The sequence below is a fragment of the Paenibacillus alginolyticus DSM 5050 = NBRC 15375 genome (assembly GCF_000422905.1).
In the GTDB taxonomy this organism is placed as follows: domain Bacteria; phylum Bacillota; class Bacilli; order Paenibacillales; family NBRC-103111; genus Paenibacillus_E; species Paenibacillus_E alginolyticus.
In genome coordinates this window covers 17,331-37,622 of sequence record NZ_AUGY01000071.1, presented here as the reverse complement: position 1 = coordinate 37,622, position 20,292 = coordinate 17,331, and the positions used below count along the sequence as shown (strand labels likewise).

Below are 20,292 nucleotides of genomic sequence, written 5' to 3'. Positions count from 1 at the left end.
CAATCGACTATTCAATTAATCAATCTGCGAGTACATATACAACAAGAGAATTTCTAGCTGAAGGTGGACTCCCTATGTATAAGGTATTAATAATTGAAGACGATGCTATGATCGGCGATATGGTTACCATGTATTTAAGTGAAGAAGGATTTCATGTCATAAGGAAGGCGAATGGGGCAGAAGGCATTACATCTGTCTCCCAGTTTGATCCAGATGTTATTTTGCTTGATTTGATGCTGCCTGATATGGATGGTCTTGCCTTATGCAGACAAGTTAGGGAAACCTCGAAAATACCTATTATGATCGTCTCGATGAAAAATAAAGTCGTTGAACGCGTTAATGCACTCGGGGCAGGTGCGGATGACTATATGTGTAAACCGTTCAGTATGCATGAGATGAGTGCGAGAGTTCACGCTCTTATCCGGCGCTCCAACTTGTATTTGAAATCGAGTGCGAACACTCGTCAAGTATCGGAAAAAGCTGGAGGATCAACGACTGCGGTATTAGAGGCGGTCTTGGATATCGATAAGAAGATTACGCTCAATCCGAATACGCGTTCTATGCGTGTTCATGGTGTTTTAGTCGAGACGACTTATTCGGAATTTGAAATTATGAAATGCTTCGTCAATCATCCTAGTCGCGTATACAGCCGGGAAGATTTACTGCAAACGGTTCGCGGATTTGACAGTTTAGTTACGGATCGGGCCATTGATGTGCATATTGCTAACCTCCGTAAAAAGATCGAAGACAATCCCAAAGAACCTAAGTGGATTCGGACGGTTTGGGGTGTAGGTTACAAATTTGTCTATTAGAAAAAGAACCTCTGGCCTCTGCATCTTCTAAGATGAGCGGCATAGAGGTTTTATTTTTGCTTGGCGAAGTAATTGATCGCTTGCGTGATAAATTTCATAGACGCCATGTTATCCGCTGTGTGGTCGGAGTAAATGAGAGAAGTCGTTCGTTTCGTCTGTTCTAACTCGGCCAGATTGCGCAAAATCAATTCATTATTACGAATTAAATCTTCACGTAAATAGGATCTTGGAAGCAGGGTTGCCGTTTTACAGGTTGAAACGAGGCGGATGATGGCTTCGAAGGAGTCAATCTCCATCTGCACGTTGGGCAATATGGTAAATCGGTTGAACAGCTCATCCATCAGAATGCGATACCAAGTGCCTTTGGAGAAGAGAATCATCGGCAATTCATTTAAATCATTCATTGTGATGGTGGAGCGATCGATAAGAGGATGTCCTAGAGGAAGCACCAGACATAAATGATCATCGAATAAGGGCTCGCAATGGAGGCTGGAAGCATTGATCTGGGAAGCGACGATGCCGATATCTACTTTGTTTTCTTTCGCCATGGTAACAATTTCATGCGTCTTGCCGGTAAGCAGCTTAATTTCTGTCAGCGGGTAATCCTGCAAATAATCGGTAATGAGATCCGGGAGTGTTGTCTGCAGCGTTGTCAGGCTTGCTCCAATCGTAATCGAAGTGTGGCTGCCCGCTGCTTTGTAGGTCTGGATCGCTTGCTTGAACTTGCGCTCTAGGTGACGCAGTTCCAAGGCATGGTCATAGCAAATTTGACCGACTTTAGTCAGCTCAAGCCTTTTACCTTTGCGGACAAAAAGCTCTACGCCCAGCTCTTCCTCGAGCTTCATTATTTTGCGGGAAAGAGCCGGTTGCGAGATATTTAATAGCTGAGATGCTTTGTTGAGGCTTACTTGTTCGACAACAACTGCGAAAACATCCAAGAGTTCCATGCTTCTATCGTCTCCTTTTTCGTTATGTATATGTGATTTAGTTATAAGTATATATAAAAAAACGGCACTTCCATTATAAGTGCGAAAGAGGTACGATGTACATGTCACTTTTTATTCACATTTCTTGGACGAAGGTGTATAATCATCCACTGATTTGGCAAAATAGGCTTGGATGATTATGGGTTGACGCTCGTTTGCGGCGAGAGTACAATGGTATGTGGCTTGTCTTGTCTGATCATGTCGGATAAAAGATGAATGAATTTTTATGAGGGGGGAATTGGTTCAATTATGGGTAATTCGTATTACTTTCGAAAGATCCACTCTTTGCTTGGCGTAATTCCTGTGGGCTTCTTTCTTATTGAGCATTTGCTCACAAACTATGAAGCAACAAAAGGACCAGGCGCGTTCGTGGATCAAATTAACTGGTTAAATGGCTTGCCATTGGTGCTGTTTCTAGAAATCTTCGGAATCTGGATACCGCTTCTTTATCATGCTGTTTATGGTCTTTATGTAGCGTATCAAGCTCGTAACAACGTTTCGCAATACGGTTACTTCCGTAATCAAATGTTCATGCTCCAACGTGTTACTGGTGTCATCACATTCTTGTTCGTTGCTTGGCACTTCTTCGAGACCCGCTTGCAAGTTGCATTCGGTAACGTAGCGCACGAAGAGCTTGGCCGGACGATGCATGATATCGCGACGAATCCGGTTATGTTTACCATCTATGTGATCGGTACACTTTCCGCAGCCTTCCATTTCTGTAACGGCATGTGGTCGTTCTTGGTTAGCTGGGGAATTACAATTGGACCGCGCGCGCAGCGCTTTTCATCCATCATCTGGATGGCTTTGTTCGTTGTCATGGCCGTGATGTTTATTATGTCTTTGACTGCATTTACAGATACGCAATTTCAGCTTCCGGTAGAAGCGCATACGGGGCATTAAGGGAGGGTGAACAGAAGTGGCTAATTCAAAAATTATCGTCGTCGGCGGAGGCCTTGCGGGACTCATGGCGACAATTAAGGCAGCAGAGGCCGGGGTTCATGTGCAATTGTTCTCCTTGGTTCCTGTTAAACGTTCCCACTCCGTATGTGCGCAAGGCGGCATTAACGGTGCGGTGAATACCAAAGGCGAAGGCGACTCCACTTGGGAGCACTTTGATGATACAGTTTACGGGGGAGATTTCTTAGCGAATCAACCGCCAGTTAAAGCTTTGTGCGACGCGGCTCCAGGGATTATTCATTTAATGGACCGTATGGGCGTTATGTTCAACCGTACACCAGAGGGTCTTCTGGATTTCCGTCGTTTCGGCGGTACCAAATATCATCGTACGGCATTCGCAGGCGCTACTACAGGGCAGCAGCTCTTGTACGCACTTGACGAGCAAGTACGCCGCTGGGAAACAGCTGGTCTTGTAACGAAATTCGAGCATTGGGAGTTCTTGGGTTCTGTTCTTGATGACGATGGCGTATGCCGCGGTATTGCAGCTCAAGATTTGCGGAGCATGGAAATTCAAACCTTCCCATCCGACGCAGTCATCTTGGCAACAGGCGGTCCTGGTATCATTTTCGGCAAAACGACGAACTCGGTTATTAATACAGGTACGGCTGCAAGTGCAGTTTACCAACAAGGCGTTAAATATGCGAATGGCGAAATGATTCAAATTCATCCAACAGCGATTCCCGGAGATGACAAGCTTCGCTTGATGTCTGAATCTGCGCGTGGTGAAGGCGGACGTATTTGGACATACAAAGACGGGAAGCCTTGGTACTTCCTCGAAGAGAAATATCCGGCCTACGGTAACTTGGTGCCGCGTGATATTGCAACTCGCGAGATCTTCTCGGTGTGCGTAGACCAGAAGCTAGGTATTAACGGCGAGAACATGGTTTACCTTGATCTTTCTCATAAAGATCCGAAGGAGCTTGATATTAAGCTTGGCGGTATTATGGAAATTTACGAGAAATTCATGGGCGACGATCCGCGTAAAATTCCGATGAAGATTTTCCCTGCGGTTCACTATTCCATGGGCGGAATCTGGGTTGATTACAACATGATGACGAACATTCCCGGCTTATTCGCTGCTGGTGAGTGCGAGTATCAACATCATGGTGCGAACCGTCTTGGAGCGAACTCGCTCGTTTCGGCCATCTATGATGGTATGGTTTCCGGTCCTAAAGCGGTTGAGTATATCCGCGGCTTAGAGAAGCACGCTGACGATACTTCCTCAATCGTATACGATCGCGAGAAGAAACGTCATATAGACCGTTATGAGAACTTGCTCAAAATGAACAACGGTACAGAGAATGCCTACGTTCTGCATAAAGAGCTTGGCGACATGATGAATGCCAACATGACGGTTGTTCGTTACAATGATCGTCTCGAAGATACGATTGGTAAGATCAAGGATTTGAAAGAAAGATACAACAACATCAATATCACAGATACAGCTCGTTGGAACAATCAAGGGGTAGCGTTCACACGTCAGCTCTGGAACATGTTCGAGTTGGCTGAAGCGATGACACTTGGCGCCTTGCTGCGTAACGAGAGCCGTGGCGCGCATTACAAGCCAGAATTCACCGAGCGTGATGATGAGAACTTCATGAAAACAACAATTGCCGATTGGACGCCAGAAGGTCCGAAAATCAGCTATGAAGATATCGATGTATCTTTGATTGCACCGCGGAAACGTGACTACTCCACGGAGAAGAAAAAGGGAGGACATTAATCATGGCTGAGACACTAAGCGCACAAAAGACAGTGAAGTTTATCGTGACTCGTCAAGAGAGTCCAGATTCCAAGCCTTATACCGAGGAATTTGAAATTCCTTATCGCGCCAATATGAATGTCATCAGCGGTTTGATGGAAGTACAGCGTAATCCGAAGAATGCGAAGGGTGACAAGACGACACCTGTATGCTGGGAATCCAACTGTCTCGAGGAAGTTTGCGGAGCTTGTTCTATGGTTATCAACGGTAAGCCGCGTCAAGCTTGTTCGGCTCTTGTAGATAAGCTAGAGCAGCCGATTCGCGTAGCTCCAATGAGCACTTTCCCTGTTATGCGTGACCTTGTTATCGACCGTGGGCGCATGTTCACTGCTTTGAAGAAAGTAAAAGCATGGGTTCCGATCGACGGTACGTATGATCTTGGACCAGGACCTCGTATGGCGGAGTCGAAGCGTCAATGGGCCTATGAGCTTTCCAAATGTATGACATGCGGTGTTTGTCTTGAAGCGTGTCCTAACGTGAACGACAAGAACTCTTTTATCGGACCATCCGCACTTTCCCAAGTTCGTCTGTTCAATGCTCATCCAACGGGTGAAATGAACAAAGACGAGCGTCTGGATACGTTGATGACCGATGGCGGTATCGAAGGCTGCGGCAACTCGCAGAACTGCGTACGCTCTTGTCCGAAAGGCATTCCGCTGACGACTTCAATCGCAGCACTGAATGCAGATACAACGAAACATATGTTCAAAAAATGGTTAGGCGTGTAATTGAAATCGCCCGAGCCCGATACCCTGTGAAGGGTGTCGGGCTTTTTTTTCTGATACGCGCTCGATAGATGCTGCAGAGGACATGCTGATTGGTTAGTTGAAAAGTGAAGTCCATCGATCCCCAGGGAAATGGTGTTTTCGATGAAATCGCCGCACACAGAAAAAGACCATCAAGAGGATCACTCTGATGGTCTGTGCAGTTATGAGGCTAGTCAGCGGGCAGGCTATCAGCTTGAATGGCTGCTTGATTATCTATAGGGGAAATCAGGAGAGGATGCTCGGATAGGGAGTGCCCTTCATGAAGCTCAGAAACAGAAGGTCCCGCTAATGTAACAGTTTTAGGTGAAATAGGTTGATTATCTAACATAGTGATGTGGAAATGAATCGAGTACATCGTATACACCTCCGTTATAGTCGTTTATATGTTATATATTATTACACGTAATGCTATTTTGACAACCTATTATTTATTTGTGTTATATATATTGACATATAAGTCGGATGTAAGTATGATTAAGACAAATGTAAGACATCGAAGTACCAACCTCATAGCAAACTTGTTTTCTAGGGTTCCGCGACAGAATGAAGGCTGTTGGTCAGGTCCAAGAGAAGACACACGGTGAGCTTCATCGTGCACACGGAGGGATAAAAGCCCGGGAGGATATCAGAATATGATATCGTTCCGGGTTTTTCTTTTTACCAGTACAAATGGAGAGGGAGATTCGGAATGAGACAAAGAATGGTATTTCTGATGATGGCGTTGTTATTGACTTTTACAGTAATCAGCGGATGTACGAGCAAAGGGGCAACCAGCACGACAACAGGAAAAAGCGGAGAACCAATTAAATTGGCACTCAGTCCATGGCCGGGTTGGTTTGTGTGGTATTTAGTGAAGGAAAAGGGGTTCTTTGAGAAAAACGGGGTTAACGTTGATCTGGTTTGGTTCCCGGTGTATAGCGATTCCTTATCGGCATTGGCGTCGGGTAAAGTGGATGCGAACAGCCAAACTTTAAGCGATACGCTTGCTCCGGCAAGTAAAGGGATTAAGCTCAAAGCTGTAATGGTGAACGATAACTCCAATGGCGGAGACGGTGTTGTTGTGAAGCCAAGCATTAATTCACTGAAGGATTTGAAGGGCAAGAAAGTAGCGACTGAGCTAGGAACGGTAGATCACCTTCTGATGCTAACCGCACTTGAAAAAGCGGGTCTTGCAGAGAAAGATGTTGCGTATACGAATATGACGGTTAACGATGCTGGACCCGCTTTCATTTCAGGCAACCTGGATGCCGCGGTACTATGGGAGCCATTCCTCAGCAAGGCGATTCAAGAGGGCAAAGGCAAGCTGCTATTTTCCTCCAAAGATACACCTGGACTTATTCCAGATTTGCTAGTGTTCAAAGAAGAAATAACGAAGAACCGTCCGGAAGATGTGAAAAAAATCATCAACGCTTGGTTCGATGCTTTGGATTACTGGAAGGCCAATCCTGAGGAGTCTTTGAAAATTATGGCCAAAGCGGCAGAGACGCCGGTTGATGAATATAAAGCAGGCGTGGATAGCGTGAAAATTTTCCAACTGGAAGATAATGTGGAAGCTTTCCAAAAGGGTGATAACTTAGCATCCCTGCACTTCACTTCGCAGAAGACGGCCGAATTCTTGAAGGGATTAGATATGCTGACTTCTATTCCGAAGGCAGATAGCTTTTTAGATGGACACTTTGTAGATGAAGTAATGAAGGAGCGGAAGAAATAACAACAGGAGAGCGAGGGGCTCTACATGGACACCATGGTGAAAAAAAGACGCAAATCAACTTTGTTTGCCATACGGGGCGATATTAGCCGTAGAACATATACATCCGGTGTTGTGCTTGTTGTTGTGATAGCTATGCTCTTTTGGAGTGTGCTCAGCTATGGCGACTTTGTAAATCGCACGTTCTTGCCTACACCGGATCAAGTACTTCGTCAGTTTGCAATTCAGCTCCAGAGCTCTATCTTCTGGAACCATGTTGGTATTAGTATATTTCGAGTAGGGGCGGGCTTTCTGCTTGCCTGTTTACTGGGTATTCCGCTTGGCATTATGGCAGGTACGTTTCGCTTCGCTGAAGCGCTGCTCGTTCCTCCTACCGAGTTTATCCGGTATATGCCAGCGACGGCTTTCATCCCGCTTATTATGGTTTGGGCAGGGATTGGTGAGTGGGCGAAGGTGATCGTTATCTTCATTGGCTGTTTCTTCCAGCTCATGCTGATGGTTGCCGATAATACACGTTCGGTTTCTAATGATTTGCTTCAAACCTCTTACACCCTTGGTGCGAACCGTTGGCAAGTTATCGAAAGGGTGCTTATTCCTGCTCTATTGCCGGATTTAATGAACACCATGCGATTAATCATCGGTTGGGCTTGGACCTATCTTGTAGTAGCTGAGTTGGTTGCGGCTAGCAGTGGACTTGGGTTCTCCATTATGAAGGCGCAGCGGTTCCTCAATACGGATCAAATCTTCGTAGGAATTATCGCCATTGGCTTGCTTGGATTGTTAACGGATCGCAATTTGCTTATTGTCACCGCAGATTTTTCCCGTGGCTGGAAGGAGGGCGTTAAATGTTGCGTGCTTTGAATATGGAGCCCATTGATGATCAAGCTGTGGCTGTGAGTAAAATTACGGCAACGGATGTAAAGAAGGTGTATAGCACTAAGAAATCTCAATTTGTTGCGCTTGATCGTGTTTCATTCCATGTGGATGCGCATGAGTTTGTCAGTTTCGTAGGCCCGTCGGGCTGTGGCAAGTCCTCTCTCCTCCGAATTCTTGCGGGTTTAGAGACAATGACAACCGGTACGTTAAGCATTTCCGGACATGAGATTGATGGCCCTGGCGCTGACCGCGGGATGGTCTTCCAATCGTACACTTTGTTCCCTTGGCTTTCTGTGAGGGAGAATATCGAGTTCGGACTGACGCTTAAAGGCGTTCCTATATTCGAAAAGAGGGCTATTTCCGATCACTTCATGGAGCTTGTCGGGCTGCAGAAGTTCGCCAGATCGCTGCCGAAGGAGCTTTCCGGCGGTATGAAGCAGCGGGTCGCCATCGCTCGGGCACTCGCTAACAATCCGGAAGTTCTGCTGATGGATGAGCCATTCGGTGCGCTCGATCCGCAGACGAAGAATTCGATGCAGGAGCTGTTATTGCGTATTTGGGAAAAGGAAAAAACCACCGTCGTTTTCATTACCCATGATATCGAGGAGGCTATCTTCTTATCTCAACGCGTGTATGTGATGCAGGCGCATCCGGGAAGAATTCGCCAAGAAGTCGTGATTCCGCAAGGACTTCGTGAGAACTTGGACTGTAAAGATTCGGAGTCGTTTATTAAGCTGAAAAAGCAAATTATTTCGCTTATCGGGGCTCATGAGGAGTAGCAAGCAGTTAATTCGTAGGCTGAAAAGAAGGTGATGAGAATTTCTCATCACCTTCTTTGGCATGAATCGCAGGGTATCTCGCTTTGATCCATAAAGGAAAATCTCCTCACCCACAAATTTTTACTTTTAATTCACATTTGCATCACAGTTCTATCATGAAATTTTAGTATGGTGAAAAAGAACGATTTGCCCAAATGAATAGAATTTGACGGAGGTTTCAATCCAATGAGGAAGTACAATTCACTCAACAGCATCACAATCATCGCAGTCGTTACCGCAATAACCGTCACTATAACTGGTTGCAGTACAGCAGCAACGGGCACGGCTAAACCAGGGGCTAACGGTCGTTCGGGAACACGTCAAATGACGGTAGAAACACAGCAAGTCAAATTGTCAGACATTGGAGGCGGGCAAGTATTTACCGGCTCAATTACACCTGCTTTCACGACCAATCTCTCTTCGAAAGTCAACGGGCGCATTACATCTGTTGATGTGAATGTAGGGGATCGTGTAAAAGTAGGACAAGCCTTGGCGCATATTGACACCACAACGCTGCAGCAATCTGTTGAGCAGTCTAAGAGTGATGTCGCATTAAGCCAAGCGCAGTATAGTAAAGTGGTGAATGATCAATCCAATAGTGTAGCTTTGGCTCAAAAGGCTCTGGCTGTACAGCAAGCAGCTTACGAAAAAACGATCAATGATCAAAAAAACGCGGTTGCTTTGGCGCAAGCTCAACTTAATAACGCGATCGCCGCTCAGCAAAACTCCATCGAGAGTGCAAAACAAGGGGTTTCTAACGCCCAAGCTAGCTTTAGCAAAGCGCAGGCCGATGCGGCTACTGCCGTAACAGTTGCCCAAACAAACTTGAACTCGCAGTTGGATAGTCTACTTACAACACAGAATAATAATATAGTTACCTATCAACTTAATGTCCAGCAAGCAGTTGCTGCGTACAATACAGCAACAGACAAAGCTGGTGCGATGGCCAAGCTGCAGAGTGCGCAGCTTCAATTGCAGCAAGCACAGCAGGCTCAATATAAAGATACGCAGTCCGCTCAACAATCGTTGACGAACTTGCAAAATGCTCTCCTGACAGCTCAAAGCTCTCAGAGCGTGCAGGTAGCTCAAGAGTCTCTGAACGCTGCGCTTTTGTCTTTGGCAAACACTCAGGGAACGGCTGCGGCTCAGATTGAGCTTAGCCGGACACAGTTCGCACAGTCGCAGTCTTCGCAGGATATCGCGAAGAACAGTGCTGAAGCTACGCTTGATCAATCCAAACAATCCCTAATGACAGCGCAATCCACGGATTCTTTACAGGTAAGCGCCGCTCAACTGCAGCAATCTCAAACGAAATTAAAATTGCTGAGCGAGCAGCTTCAGGATGGTGTACTGACTAGTCCGCTAGACGGAATTGTTAGCAATATTCTAGTACCTGTTGGACAAAATACAGGCCAATCCGCGGTTATGTCTATTGCTTCCTTTGACCCGGTCATTGCAACCGTGAACGTATCTGAAGCATCCGTCGGTAAATTCAAAGCGGGATTATCGATGTCGGTTAATGTGCCTACACTGAATAAAACGTTTGAGGGAACGGTATATATTGTTCATCCGACGATGGATGCTACTTCCAAGTCGTATTTGATTGACATTAAGCTGAAGGACGACAAACATGAGCTGCTGCCGGGCATGTTCGCAACATCGTCTTTGAAAAGCGAAGGCAAACAATCTATCGTCGTACCAGCCGACGCTGTGCTTAGCCAACCAAGCGGCAACGCTGTTTTCATAGTCAAGGATGGCAAAGCGTCGAAGGTACTTGTGAAAATCGGCGTGATGACGAGCTCTTCTTTTGAAATTACAAGCGGTTTGAATGTTGGCGACGAGCTTGTCGTGAAAGGTCAGGAGCTTCTCTCGGATAATGTGCCTGTCCAAGTAGGTCAACCAGGGCAAGATGCAGGTGGTGCTGGTAAAGGAAATGGCCAAGGCGGCAAAGGTAGTCAAGGTGGACAAAATGGGCAGGGTAGTCAAGGCGGCCAAGGCCAAAACCAAGGCCAAGGCAGCCAAGGAGGAAAAGGTGGACAGGGCCAAGGTCAAGGCCAAAGCGGCCAAGGCCAAGGAGGACAAGGAAGATCCGGTGGTCAAGGCGGCCAAGGTAGATCTGGCGGGCAAGGTCAAGGCACTGATCAAGGCGGCGCAAAGCCGAGTCCAAACGGAGCTGATGCAGGCACTTCGAAGGCGGGGGCTGGACAGTGAAGTTAGCTAATTTCTCGGTTCATCGTCCAGTCACCATTTTCATGATGATGATCGCGCTGGTCATTGTGGGAGCCATTGCAATTCCACTCTTGCCAGTTGATCTTTATCCGAACCTAGAAATACCATCGGCCACGGTTTCTGTTTCATGGAGCGGCGCTTCACCAGGCCAGATTGAGCAGCAAATTACGAAGCCGATTGAGAATGCCATGGCGACAGTTGCTGGCGTAACGAGCATAAGCTCTAACTCTCGGACGGGTTCGGGCAATGTGACGCTGCAATTTAACTATGGAACGAATATTGACCAAGCGACATTAACGATGCGCGATAAATTGGACAGAGTGCGCAGGCAGCTTCCGTCCGATGCCGATGCGCCCGTTGTCTCCAGGGTCGATCCAAACAGTACGCCCATCATGACACTGGCACTCTATGGGAAAACCGATTTAGTGACGCTGCGTAATTTAGCTGATAACATCGTCAGTCCTGACGTTCAGCGTGCAGATGGCGTAGCATCCGTTGGTGTATCTGGCGGACGTGTGAGACAAATTCAAATTCTCGTCGAGCCGAGCCGACTGCAGCAATATAATATCTCTTTTAGCACACTTGTATCCGCTCTTGGAAATGATAATTCTTCCACAGATGCAGGACTCGTTAATAAAGGTAAACAATTAGTGCCTTTACATATCGATGGTGAATTTAAATCCACCGCAGATATTGGCAAAGTTCAGATACAGCTTGGCAAGGGTCAAACGATCGCGCTAAGCGAACTTGGACAAATCATCGACACGTATCAAGATGTCACGTTGGAAGCGCGTAAAGACGGGGAAGCCAGTGTCAGCCTTTCGGTGCTTAAACAATCCGACGGCAACACGGTTTCGGTTTCCAGTAATATCCAGAAGTCACTTCAATCGATTCAATCCAAGCTGCCGGAGGGCGTTCACGTCGCTGTACTGAACGATACGGCCAAATTTATTCGCGATTCATTGAATACGGTAATCCAGCATACTTTGCTGGGTGGTGTGTTTTCCGTCATCATTTTGTTATTTTTCTTACGCAGCATAAGAGCGACGCTCATTATTGGCGTGGTGATCCCGATTTCGATCATAAGTACGTTTAGTATGATGTATTTCGGACATCAAACGATTAATACCATCACCTTAGGTGGTTTGGCCCTTGGTCTCGGCTCACTTGTCGACTTTGCGGTCGTCGTACTGGAAAGTATTTTCCGCAAAAGGCACGAAGGACTTTCTCCGGAAGAAGCTGCAAAAGTAGGTACTGCAGAAGTAGGAACGGCGGTTATGGCTTCTGCGCTCGCTCAAATTGCTGTATTTCTGCCAACCGTATTTATTGGTGGCTTGGTTAAGCAATTTTTCTGGCCGATGGCGCTCGTGGTATGTTTTTCCCATATTGCGGCGTGGTTTGCTGCTGTAACGTTAGTACCCATGCTTGCCGCCAAACTTCTACGGGGGAAAGTCGATGAGGATCTGCCTAAAGGCAGGTCATTCAATCCATTTATTTGGTTCGGTCGGGCTTTAAACCGCACAACTCACTTATATGGTCGGTTGCTCCGTTGGTCAATGCTTCATCGGTGGGTCATTATCACCATTACAGTTCTGCTTTTTGCAGCCAGTGTGTACTCTGTTCGGTTTGTAGGAAATGAATTAACGCCTAAGACGGATCAAGGCCAAGTTAATTTAAATATCAACCTGCCGCAGGGGACAGATTTTGCAGTTACGAATCAAGTAGCGACGACGCTCGAAACGAGATTGAAAGATGTTCAGGAAATCGATTCCGTCTTTACTTCCGTTGGTTCTGCTGGGGGCGGTGCTTTTCAATCCTCAGCAACGAACACAGCGAGTATTCAGATTAGGCTGAAACCGCTAAGCGAAAGGAAGAAAAGTACAGATCAAGTCGCCGAACAAATTCGTGGACTCACGACTGGCTTTGCTGGTGCGCAAATTGGTGTCAATATACCTTCGGGCGTAAGGCTTCCAGGTCTTGGCGGCGGTGGGAATTTTGGCGGTGGAGACATTCAGGTGAATCTTTCCGGTCCCGACTTAACGATTTTGCAAAAATTGGGTGACTTGGTTGCCCAAGAAATCAGTTCTGTAGACGGTACACGAAATGTTCAAAATACACTGGATCGTTCGATCCCGCAATTCAATCTAACGATTGATCGCGATGCAGCTGCACACTACGGGGTTTCGCTGCGAGACGTCATGACTGCTTTGCGGACCGCTTATCAGGGTAGTGTTGCTACGCAATTTAAAACAGCCAGCTCACAAATCTCAGTTCTCGTGAAATATCCGAACGATTTTACGAATAAGCTTGAAAACTTCAATAATATTACCATTAATACGACTGCTGGGGCAGTTATTCCTGTCAGTCAGATTGCCAAGGTGGAGCCAGGCACAGGACCTGCGCAAATTCGCAGACAAGATCAGAATCGGGTAGCGACAGTTCAGGCATCTGTTTTTGGCGCTTCGGTTGGGGAAGTATCCGCCCTGGTGAAACAGAAGATCGATGCTATTCAACCGCCTGATGGTTATCAGTTAACGATGGGCGGTCAGCAGACGAGTCAGAATGATTCCTTTAAGAGCTTGTATCTGATCCTAATTCTTTCGGTCGTATTGGTTTACATGGTTATGGCGAGTCAATTTGAATCGTTATATGGTCCATTTATCATCATGTTTTCATTGCCGCCTACGTTCATTGGGGCGATCCTTGGACTTGTCGTGACAGGTCGGACCATCAATATGAATTCGATTATCGGGATGATTATGCTTGTTGGTATCGTCGTGAACAACGCGATTGTTTTGATCGACTACACGAATCAGCTGCGTGCCAAAGGAATGCCGCTCTTCGATGCCTTAATTGAAGCTGGTAAGGTACGTTTGCGTCCGATTCTCATGACGACGGCAACGACAGTGCTCGCGATGCTGCCTCTTGTAATCGGCTTTGGCGATGGGGCGGAGACACAAGCATCGATGGCGACAGTCGTCGCGTTCGGTTTAACCTTGTCCACACTTGTAACTTTAGTGTTGATTCCAGTTGTTTATACACTGCTTGACGGCTGGATGAACGGGATTAAAAAGAAATTCAAACGTAACCCTTCTGCACCGCAGGAGTCAGGAACGTCAGTTTCGTTGTGATAGTTAGAAAATATGCTTTCGAAGCCAGTTTTTCTGGCGAAAAACTCTAGTCAATGCTTACGAAGTTAGTTTTCCAAAAAGGAAAACTTTAAGGAGAAGGCTCATGAAAACAATGAAACGTAACGTTTCCTTTTGGTTGTTAGGCTTTATGCTGCTTAGTGCCTTTACGGTTTTCTCAGGAGTACCTGAGAAAGCTTTGGCTGATGCGAGCCTGCCAGCCACTGGGACATCCGATATCAAACCGTCTTCCATCCTTCAAATCAGTGGCGGAAAAGGCTTCACCGTCCTTCTCAAGAAAGACGGAACTGTGTGGACATGGGGAGACAATCTGCGGGGCAAGCTCGGATCGGGATTGAACAATCGCAATCAGCCGACCCCTATTAGCGGATTGTCGAATATTAAAGCAATTGCGGTTGGGCAGTCCCACTCGCTTGCGTTGAAAGCGGACGGCACTGTCTGGGCTTGGGGGGAAAATACCTTTGGTCAGCTTGGTGACGGAACCACCGTGGATCGAAATTCACCGGTTCAGGTTGCGGACTTGACCCATGTGACGGCGATCTCAGCGGGTAATTTTCACTCCGTAGTTGTCAAAGATGACGGTACAGCTTGGAGCTGGGGCGACAATACGTATGGACAGCTAGGGGACAGCACGAATACAGCCCAAAATAAGCCTGTTCAAGTCAAAGGAAACATCGTTTCTGTTAAAGCCATTGCCAGCGGTGCTTATCATACCTTGGCGATTGATCAAGATGGTGTCGTATGGGCGTGGGGAGACAACTATTTTGGAGAGCTTGGTTACGGATATGACCAAAATCGATTGAACACGCCTATCATGGTGACGAGCTCGTATTGGCACATTACTCAAATCGCGGCTGGTTTTGACTATTCCATGGCGCTCAAAGATGACGGTACCGTGTTGACATGGGGACTCATGACATCGGATCCGAGCTCGATGTATAATGCCGTCAATTCGGGTACGGAAGAACAGAAGCTTCCGCTTCTCGTAACTGGGCTGGAAAACGTAACCCAAATCTCAGCCGGCACCTCTCATGCCGTTGCATTGAAGAATGATGGCAGCGTGTATGCATGGGGGGACAATGCCTCAGGCCAATTAGGCGTAGGAACCGCTTATGATGGTAAAACGTGGAACCAAACGTTTCCTGATCACGTCGATGGGCTTCCAGAGATCGCTCGTATAGGGGCTGGTACCAATTTTACATTTGCCGTAGGGAAAGATGATAGTCTTTGGGCTTGGGGGAATAACAGTTACAGTCAGCTGGGTGACAAGACATTGAATAACCAACCTGCTCCCATACAAATCCAAGTGAATACTTGGATAAATCCACCTGTAATAAAGCCAGGCGAAGGCACGGTCATCATGAAGAGTCCTAAAGTACTCCCACTTGCGGCCGGAGAAAATGATACATTTGTCATTAAGAATAATCGTCTTTACGGTTGGGGAAGTAACACGTTCGGCCAACTAGGTGTGGGTTCGAATTCCTCTAAAATAGCACCAGAGCAACTGAAACTTGAGCAAGCAGTGGCCGTGGAAGCAGGAGACGCTCATACCGTGGCTGTCAAAGAAGATGGAACCTTGTGGACTTGGGGGCAAAATTTCTTCGGCCAGCTGGGTGATGGCACAACGACGGCTCGGACTACACCTGCACAAGTCAATGCATTGACTGGGGTTGTTGCAGCAGCTGCGGGAAGCAATCATACGATTGCGCTATTAAATAATGGTTCCGTGTGGAGCTTTGGCGACAATACCTATGGACAGCTGGGCCATGACCGTTCGGTAGAGTCTAATCAAATTGTACAGCTGTCGAATATCGTTGCAGTGGCGGCCGGCTCCAACTTCAATTTGGCTCTGCAAAATACAGGGAAGATTTGGGCTTGGGGAGATAATACGAGCGGACAGCTGGGAGACGGCACTTTGGCCGGTAAACAGCAGCCCGTTGAAATTAACGGTGTAACCGGAGTAGTCGCGATAGCCGCTGGGAAAAATTATGCCCTTGCGCTTAAAGAGGACGGAACCGTTTGGGCGTGGGGTTATAATGCTTTTGGTGAGCTAGGCGATGGGACAATAACGACACAAACCAAACCAGTTCAAGTCACCGGTTTAATGAATATCAAATCCATTGCCGCCGGTACGTATCACAGCATAGCGATTAAAAACGACGGCACAGTCTGGGTTTGGGGTCAGAACTTATTTGGTCAATTAGGTGATGGTTCAAAAACCAATCAGAACAAACCAGTGCTAGTGAAGAACTTAGGCTCTGCAGATGCAGCAGCCGCTGGCGGGACTCATAGTATTGTGAAGCTGAAAGATGGCACCATTTGGTCATGGGGAGGAAACTACACGGGGCAGCTCGGTGACAACACATTAACGAATCGAAGCCTGCCGACATTAATTAGTGGATTAAGTGCTAATTTCAATGATCTTGCTGGCCATTGGGCCAAAGATTCGATTCTTCAAGCAGCGGAGAAAGGTTTCGTTGAAGGGCATAGTGACGGAAGCTTCCTTCCCGATCACGCCATTACCAGAGCCGAATTTCTAAAACTTGCCGTTAAGGCCATGAACGTGCCCGTATCTTCAGCCCGTACAGATCAAGCATGGTATCAGCCTTATGTAGACGTTCTACAAAAAACGGGCATTTTACAAGCAGGGGATCTTCAAGCGGATTGGGATCTACCGATTACTCGTCAGGAGATTGCGACGTTGGCCCTGCGCTTCGTAAGCCCTGAGCTACAAAAAATGAATACGGTTGTAACCCCCAATTTTGTCATGCTTGGAGCAGTGAACAAAGGGATTCTTCAAGGCTTAAACGCTGGAAACCTCGCTCCGGCCGAGGCGACAACTAGAGCTCAAGCGGTTATTGTCATGGAGCGGATTTTGAAAGTTCAGCAGGGGATTAGTCTTCCTGTGGACCCCTTAGCTGTCGAGCAAGCTAAACAGAGTTCTGGAAACAGTCAGTAGGGATAGAGAAATAGAAAAGACCAAACTATGAAGAAGACCGTGCTTTAGAGAGTAGATTCTCTAAACACGGTCTTTATTGCTGCAACTTTACAAAGTAGAAATCACTCATATCGCCACTCTCCCCTTGTCTCAGGATGAATGGAGGTCTGACTAGAAGACTCTTTGTTTTATTTCATAATCTGCATGATTTGATACACTTCGCGACCATCGCCATGCAGCTTATTCTCTCGGCTCATAAGCTGAGAAGAGCCATCTCCATCGAGAAAAATACCGTCAACTAACTGACCATTTGCGATATTTTGCAAGATAGCGCTGCGAAACTGTTCTATGGTACAAGTAGTCGGCGTGACGATTAACCAGATGTTGCCTTGGGTGTCATAGGCTGCTGCGGAACGGAGACGATTTTCATCATAAGCGGGCATTTCTTCGGCTATCATTTGAGCTTCCCAGCCCATAGAATCCCCTAGTTTCATACTAACGCCGCCTTGCGCCCAATAGTGGTTGCGATCCGTGACTTTAAGCTCGCCCGCATGCTTGACGATCTGAACATTGAAGGCTCGCAGCGCTTCATCCCAGACGAGCGTCCCGCGCGACACATCTGTATTATACCAACCGGTTCCGTAATCGTTGGCTTCTCCTTTGGCTGGAAGGTCGTTGGTTACAGCAATGCTGAGCAAATCACCATTGTAAAAAAATCCGCCATTTATGCCATATAAGCCTGTTTTAGTGACATTTTTATCAATGGCTTTTAGTGCGATGTTCTCAGGCTTCGTTTTCAGCACATGAAGCTCAACACCATTGGTGGCGTGCAGTTTAGAGTAGGTATAGGCATGAGGTTTTTTACTATTTTCGATAGCCAAAGGGTATAACGCCATAGAAAGAAATAGGCCGAGAATGGGAAAAAAGAGCCATAACGTAACTGGACGATACTGTAACATTCTGCGAATTCCTCCATTTTGACTCTCAGATCAGTCACTTTATTCACCCAAGATTATAGCACGAAATAAAGGGGAATTTACCAAAAAATATGAAAGTGTATGGAGTGGGAAATAGATACTAGCTGATAAACGAAATTAAAGAAGTATTTGATCTTTTAAAGCTTCACGAATATGAGACCTGCAAATAGAAGAGCTAAGGCAAGACCTTGCAGAATGGTCAATTTTTCTTTGTAAACCAGAACAGAACCGACAACGACGACAAGTCCATAAGTGGAGAAAATGGGCGCGACAATGGAACCCGGCCCCATTTGCAGCGCGACAGAGTAAAGCTGAAGGCCGCCGTAAGAGAAGCAGCCGGAAAGCAGTACCCATAGAAGTCCTGTACGACTTGGTAACGCATCATAGGTAGTGATGAGTCCTTTATGGACAGGCTTTTGCTGCTTCTTGGTGTGGCTAGCTGCGGCTATGGCGAACCAAATGGCGGATAGCAAATAACTAATGAATAAAATAGGCGTGTTAGCTAACGCTAGCTCGGCAGTAACTTTTAAGCCGCCGTTGCGGAAGAAGAACAAAAGTCCGCCGAGCGCAACGAGTGCGAACCATTTCTTCTCTTTGATTGTGAGAGGCTCTTTGAGCTTAATGGATACTAGTACTGCTGAAGCAATGAGTAGGACGATACCGCCAGCTTCCGTGCTATGTATGTGTTCACCGTAAATGGTGACGGACATGAGAATAACTAGCAAAATATTTAAGTTCATTAGCGGCGCTGTTAAGCTTGCTGGACCGTTCTCGAGCGCCTTCATGAACACGACATTGCCCCAGCCTGATCCTACGCCAATGATGATGCCAGCTAACCAAACACGCCAATCATCTAAGAAGAGGGAGCCTTCCCATAGGCTGTTCACAGCGAAGCCAAGTGTTCCTGTGAGATAAAGCCCGAGCAATAGATGCGGTGTAGAGCCTTGGCGCATTTGACTCACTTTCATAAAAAAGCCGGTAAGACCAAATAGTACGGCACTGCCGACTGCTGCAATAAACCACATGATGTGTGAACTCCTTACGTTTTCTTTTCAAAGGCTGTATGCATCCCTAAGCAATTGCTTTTTCGAGTGCACGAATCTTTTTATTATAGCGAATTGTCATAGGAATGCACAGATTATCGAAATTTGACGAGCGATTTGCATATGGATAAAATGAGTTAAGGCATTACAAAAATGAGGGATTTCCTATGAAGAGAAGTAAACAGCCCACCATAGTCGATGTGGCTTCTGAAGCGGGCGTCTCCATCGCGACGGTATCCAATGTTTTGAATCGGAGAAAGGTGCCGATGTCGCCAGAGACGATACGCAAAGTGGAGGAAGCCGTAGTACGGCTAGGTTATCGCCGCAATGTGATGGCAACGAACCTGAGTCGGCGTCGATCCTATGAGTTAGGGCTTATCATACCGCATTTCGGCGGCTATTATGGCCGATTTGCAGAGAAGCTGGAGCAGAAAGTACATAGCTTCGGCTATCATTTATCCGTATTTTCAGCAGCGGGGATGGACCCAGTGATCGAGAAGCGTCATCTGGAGCACTTGCTGCAGCGAAGAGTAGACGGTTTAGTGAGCCATGGTTTAGCGATGAGTATGGAATCGACCCAGCAGTTAGTCGGTGAGGGCACGCCGCTGGTTATCTTTAATGGCTGGGGATGGCCTAGCGAAATCGTCAAGCTGGCGGTTAATTTGGATTTTGCGAAAGCTTCGACGGAAGCGGTCCAACATTTCCTCGCAAACGGCTGCCACTCCATTATTTATGCCGGCAGGCGTAAAGGGATGGGGGCTAATGAGCAGCGCATTCAAGGGTTTATGGCAGGCTTGAGAGATGATGCCAAGTCGACGGTGCATGCGCTTTTGGATGCGGGAGAGCTCGGTATCGAAGGAACACTGGAGGAAGCTCTGCGCATAAGCGGCGAGCAGCGGCCAATCGGCATCTACACCTTTAATGATGCGTTGGCGTTTGAGCTTCTAGCTGTTTGTCATGAGCGAGGCATTCGCGTGCCAGAGGATGTGCAGTTGATTGGCATGGACAATGAACTATTTTCTAAGGCTAGCTTTCCGTCTATCACAAGTTTCGAGATGCCTGTCGATCTGCAAACGAGCTTAGTTGCTGCTATTCTGATGCGGCAGATAGGTGAAGACTTGGACGTGGAGAATACTCAGCTGCTGGATGAGCACCTGCCGCGTATTCACGGACATGAGCTATTCATTGATTTGGAAATGATTGTAAGGAAGTCTTCAACAACATGAAAAGACCGTTATACTCTCTCTCAGAGGAGAAGTATAGCGGT

Annotated in this window: 15 protein-coding genes and 1 riboswitch; of the genes, 11 read left to right on the top strand and 4 right to left on the bottom strand. The window is 46.9% G+C overall.

All coding sequences use genetic code 11. The features are described 5' to 3' along the window. Positions 1-74 precede the first annotated feature (74 nt). Entirely contained in the window at positions 75-812 is a 738-nt protein-coding gene (locus G519_RS0126955; RefSeq protein ID WP_029197343.1) for a response regulator transcription factor, read from the top strand. 50 nt (positions 813-862) lie between these two features. Here the strand turns inward: G519_RS0126955 and G519_RS0126950 are convergent, their stop codons facing one another. After that, positions 863-1,759: a LysR family transcriptional regulator gene (locus tag G519_RS0126950; protein ID WP_029197342.1), complete on the bottom strand. Its 897-nt coding sequence runs from the start codon at positions 1,757-1,759 to the stop codon at positions 863-865. 288 nt (positions 1,760-2,047) lie between these two features. Between G519_RS0126950 and G519_RS0126945 the strand changes: the two genes are divergently transcribed. From G519_RS0126945 to sdhB, 3 genes are read left to right on the top strand one after another with little or no spacing between them, the layout of a single operon-like run. Beyond that, entirely contained in the window at positions 2,048-2,701 is a 654-nt protein-coding gene (locus G519_RS0126945) for a succinate dehydrogenase cytochrome b558 subunit (RefSeq protein WP_029197341.1), read from the top strand. Positions 2,702-2,717: 16 nt separating this feature from the next. Then, the gene (gene sdhA, locus G519_RS0126940; RefSeq protein WP_029197340.1) at positions 2,718-4,481 is read left to right on the top strand and encodes a succinate dehydrogenase flavoprotein subunit; all 1,764 of its coding nucleotides are present in this window, start codon (positions 2,718-2,720) and stop codon (positions 4,479-4,481) included. Between the two features lie 2 nt (positions 4,482-4,483). Beyond that, a complete protein-coding gene (sdhB, locus tag G519_RS0126935) occupies positions 4,484-5,248 on the top strand; it encodes a succinate dehydrogenase iron-sulfur subunit (protein ID WP_029197339.1) in 765 nt (254 codons plus the stop codon). Positions 5,249-5,456: 208 nt separating this feature from the next. Here the strand turns inward: sdhB and G519_RS0126930 are convergent, their stop codons facing one another. Further along, positions 5,457-5,642: a hypothetical protein gene (locus tag G519_RS0126930; protein WP_029197338.1), complete on the bottom strand. Its 186-nt coding sequence runs from the start codon at positions 5,640-5,642 to the stop codon at positions 5,457-5,459. A gap of 159 nt (positions 5,643-5,801) precedes the next feature. Continuing rightward, positions 5,802-5,910: riboswitch (guanidine-I (ykkC/yxkD leader) on the top strand. Positions 5,911-5,975: 65 nt separating this feature from the next. Here G519_RS0126930 and G519_RS0126925 point away from each other — a divergent pair. From G519_RS0126925 to G519_RS44705, 6 genes are all read left to right on the top strand, one after another. Continuing rightward, on the top strand, positions 5,976-6,998 hold the full coding sequence (locus G519_RS0126925; RefSeq protein WP_029197337.1) for an ABC transporter substrate-binding protein: 1,023 nt from the start codon (positions 5,976-5,978) through the stop codon (positions 6,996-6,998). Between the two features lie 24 nt (positions 6,999-7,022). After that, entirely contained in the window at positions 7,023-7,856 is an 834-nt protein-coding gene (locus tag G519_RS44710; RefSeq protein ID WP_307720118.1) for an ABC transporter permease, read from the top strand. Continuing rightward, positions 7,841-8,650, top strand: coding sequence for an ABC transporter ATP-binding protein (locus G519_RS0126915; protein WP_029197336.1), 810 nt, complete (start codon positions 7,841-7,843; stop codon positions 8,648-8,650). The genes G519_RS44710 and G519_RS0126915 overlap by 16 nt, the downstream gene beginning before the upstream one ends. A gap of 225 nt (positions 8,651-8,875) precedes the next feature. Continuing rightward, entirely contained in the window at positions 8,876-10,900 is a 2,025-nt protein-coding gene (locus tag G519_RS0126910; RefSeq protein ID WP_029197335.1) for an efflux RND transporter periplasmic adaptor subunit, read from the top strand. Further along, on the top strand, positions 10,897-14,049 hold the full coding sequence (locus G519_RS0126905; protein ID WP_029197334.1) for an efflux RND transporter permease subunit: 3,153 nt from the start codon (positions 10,897-10,899) through the stop codon (positions 14,047-14,049). The genes G519_RS0126910 and G519_RS0126905 overlap by 4 nt, the downstream gene beginning before the upstream one ends. Positions 14,050-14,152: 103 nt before the next feature. Continuing rightward, entirely contained in the window at positions 14,153-17,026 is a 2,874-nt protein-coding gene (locus tag G519_RS44705; RefSeq protein ID WP_051253718.1) for an RCC1 domain-containing protein, read from the top strand. 167 nt (positions 17,027-17,193) lie between these two features. On the opposite strand, the gene G519_RS0126895 is transcribed toward G519_RS44705, so the two are convergent. Together G519_RS0126895 and G519_RS0126890 are read right to left on the bottom strand one after the other, a co-directional pair. After that, a complete protein-coding gene (locus tag G519_RS0126895) occupies positions 17,194-17,964 on the bottom strand; it encodes a phosphodiester glycosidase family protein (RefSeq protein WP_051253717.1) in 771 nt (256 codons plus the stop codon). Positions 17,965-18,119: 155 nt separating this feature from the next. After that, positions 18,120-19,007 carry an EamA family transporter gene (locus G519_RS0126890; RefSeq protein ID WP_029197332.1) on the bottom strand — a complete coding sequence of 296 codons (888 nt, stop codon included), beginning with the start codon at positions 19,005-19,007 and terminating at the stop codon, positions 18,120-18,122. A 185-nt stretch (positions 19,008-19,192) separates the two neighbouring features. Between G519_RS0126890 and G519_RS0126885 the strand changes: the two genes are divergently transcribed. Next, positions 19,193-20,251: a LacI family DNA-binding transcriptional regulator gene (locus G519_RS0126885; protein WP_029197331.1), complete on the top strand. Its 1,059-nt coding sequence runs from the start codon at positions 19,193-19,195 to the stop codon at positions 20,249-20,251. Positions 20,252-20,292 lie beyond the last annotated feature (41 nt).

What these genes read in the sequence shown, in the direction of transcription:
- G519_RS44710 (WP_307720118.1), top strand. Translation starts at nt 7,023, where the DNA reads ATGGACACCATGGTGAAAAAAAGACGCAAATCAACTTTGTTTGCCATA.
- G519_RS44705 (WP_051253718.1), top strand. Translation starts at nt 14,153, where the DNA reads ATGAAAACAATGAAACGTAACGTTTCCTTTTGGTTGTTAGGCTTTATG.
- G519_RS0126945 (WP_029197341.1), top strand. Translation starts at nt 2,048, where the DNA reads ATGGGTAATTCGTATTACTTTCGAAAGATCCACTCTTTGCTTGGCGTA.
- G519_RS0126915 (WP_029197336.1), top strand. Translation starts at nt 7,841, where the DNA reads ATGTTGCGTGCTTTGAATATGGAGCCCATTGATGATCAAGCTGTGGCT.
- sdhB (WP_029197339.1), top strand. Translation starts at nt 4,484, where the DNA reads ATGGCTGAGACACTAAGCGCACAAAAGACAGTGAAGTTTATCGTGACT.
- G519_RS0126955 (WP_029197343.1), top strand. Translation starts at nt 75, where the DNA reads ATGTATAAGGTATTAATAATTGAAGACGATGCTATGATCGGCGATATG.
- G519_RS0126895 (WP_051253717.1), bottom strand. Translation starts at nt 17,964, where the DNA reads ATGTTACAGTATCGTCCAGTTACGTTATGGCTCTTTTTTCCCATTCTC.
- G519_RS0126885 (WP_029197331.1), top strand. Translation starts at nt 19,193, where the DNA reads ATGAAGAGAAGTAAACAGCCCACCATAGTCGATGTGGCTTCTGAAGCG.
- G519_RS0126890 (WP_029197332.1), bottom strand. Translation starts at nt 19,007, where the DNA reads ATGTGGTTTATTGCAGCAGTCGGCAGTGCCGTACTATTTGGTCTTACC.
- G519_RS0126910 (WP_029197335.1), top strand. Translation starts at nt 8,876, where the DNA reads ATGAGGAAGTACAATTCACTCAACAGCATCACAATCATCGCAGTCGTT.
- G519_RS0126930 (WP_029197338.1), bottom strand. Translation starts at nt 5,642, where the DNA reads ATGTACTCGATTCATTTCCACATCACTATGTTAGATAATCAACCTATT.
- G519_RS0126925 (WP_029197337.1), top strand. Translation starts at nt 5,976, where the DNA reads ATGAGACAAAGAATGGTATTTCTGATGATGGCGTTGTTATTGACTTTT.
- G519_RS0126950 (WP_029197342.1), bottom strand. Translation starts at nt 1,759, where the DNA reads ATGGAACTCTTGGATGTTTTCGCAGTTGTTGTCGAACAAGTAAGCCTC.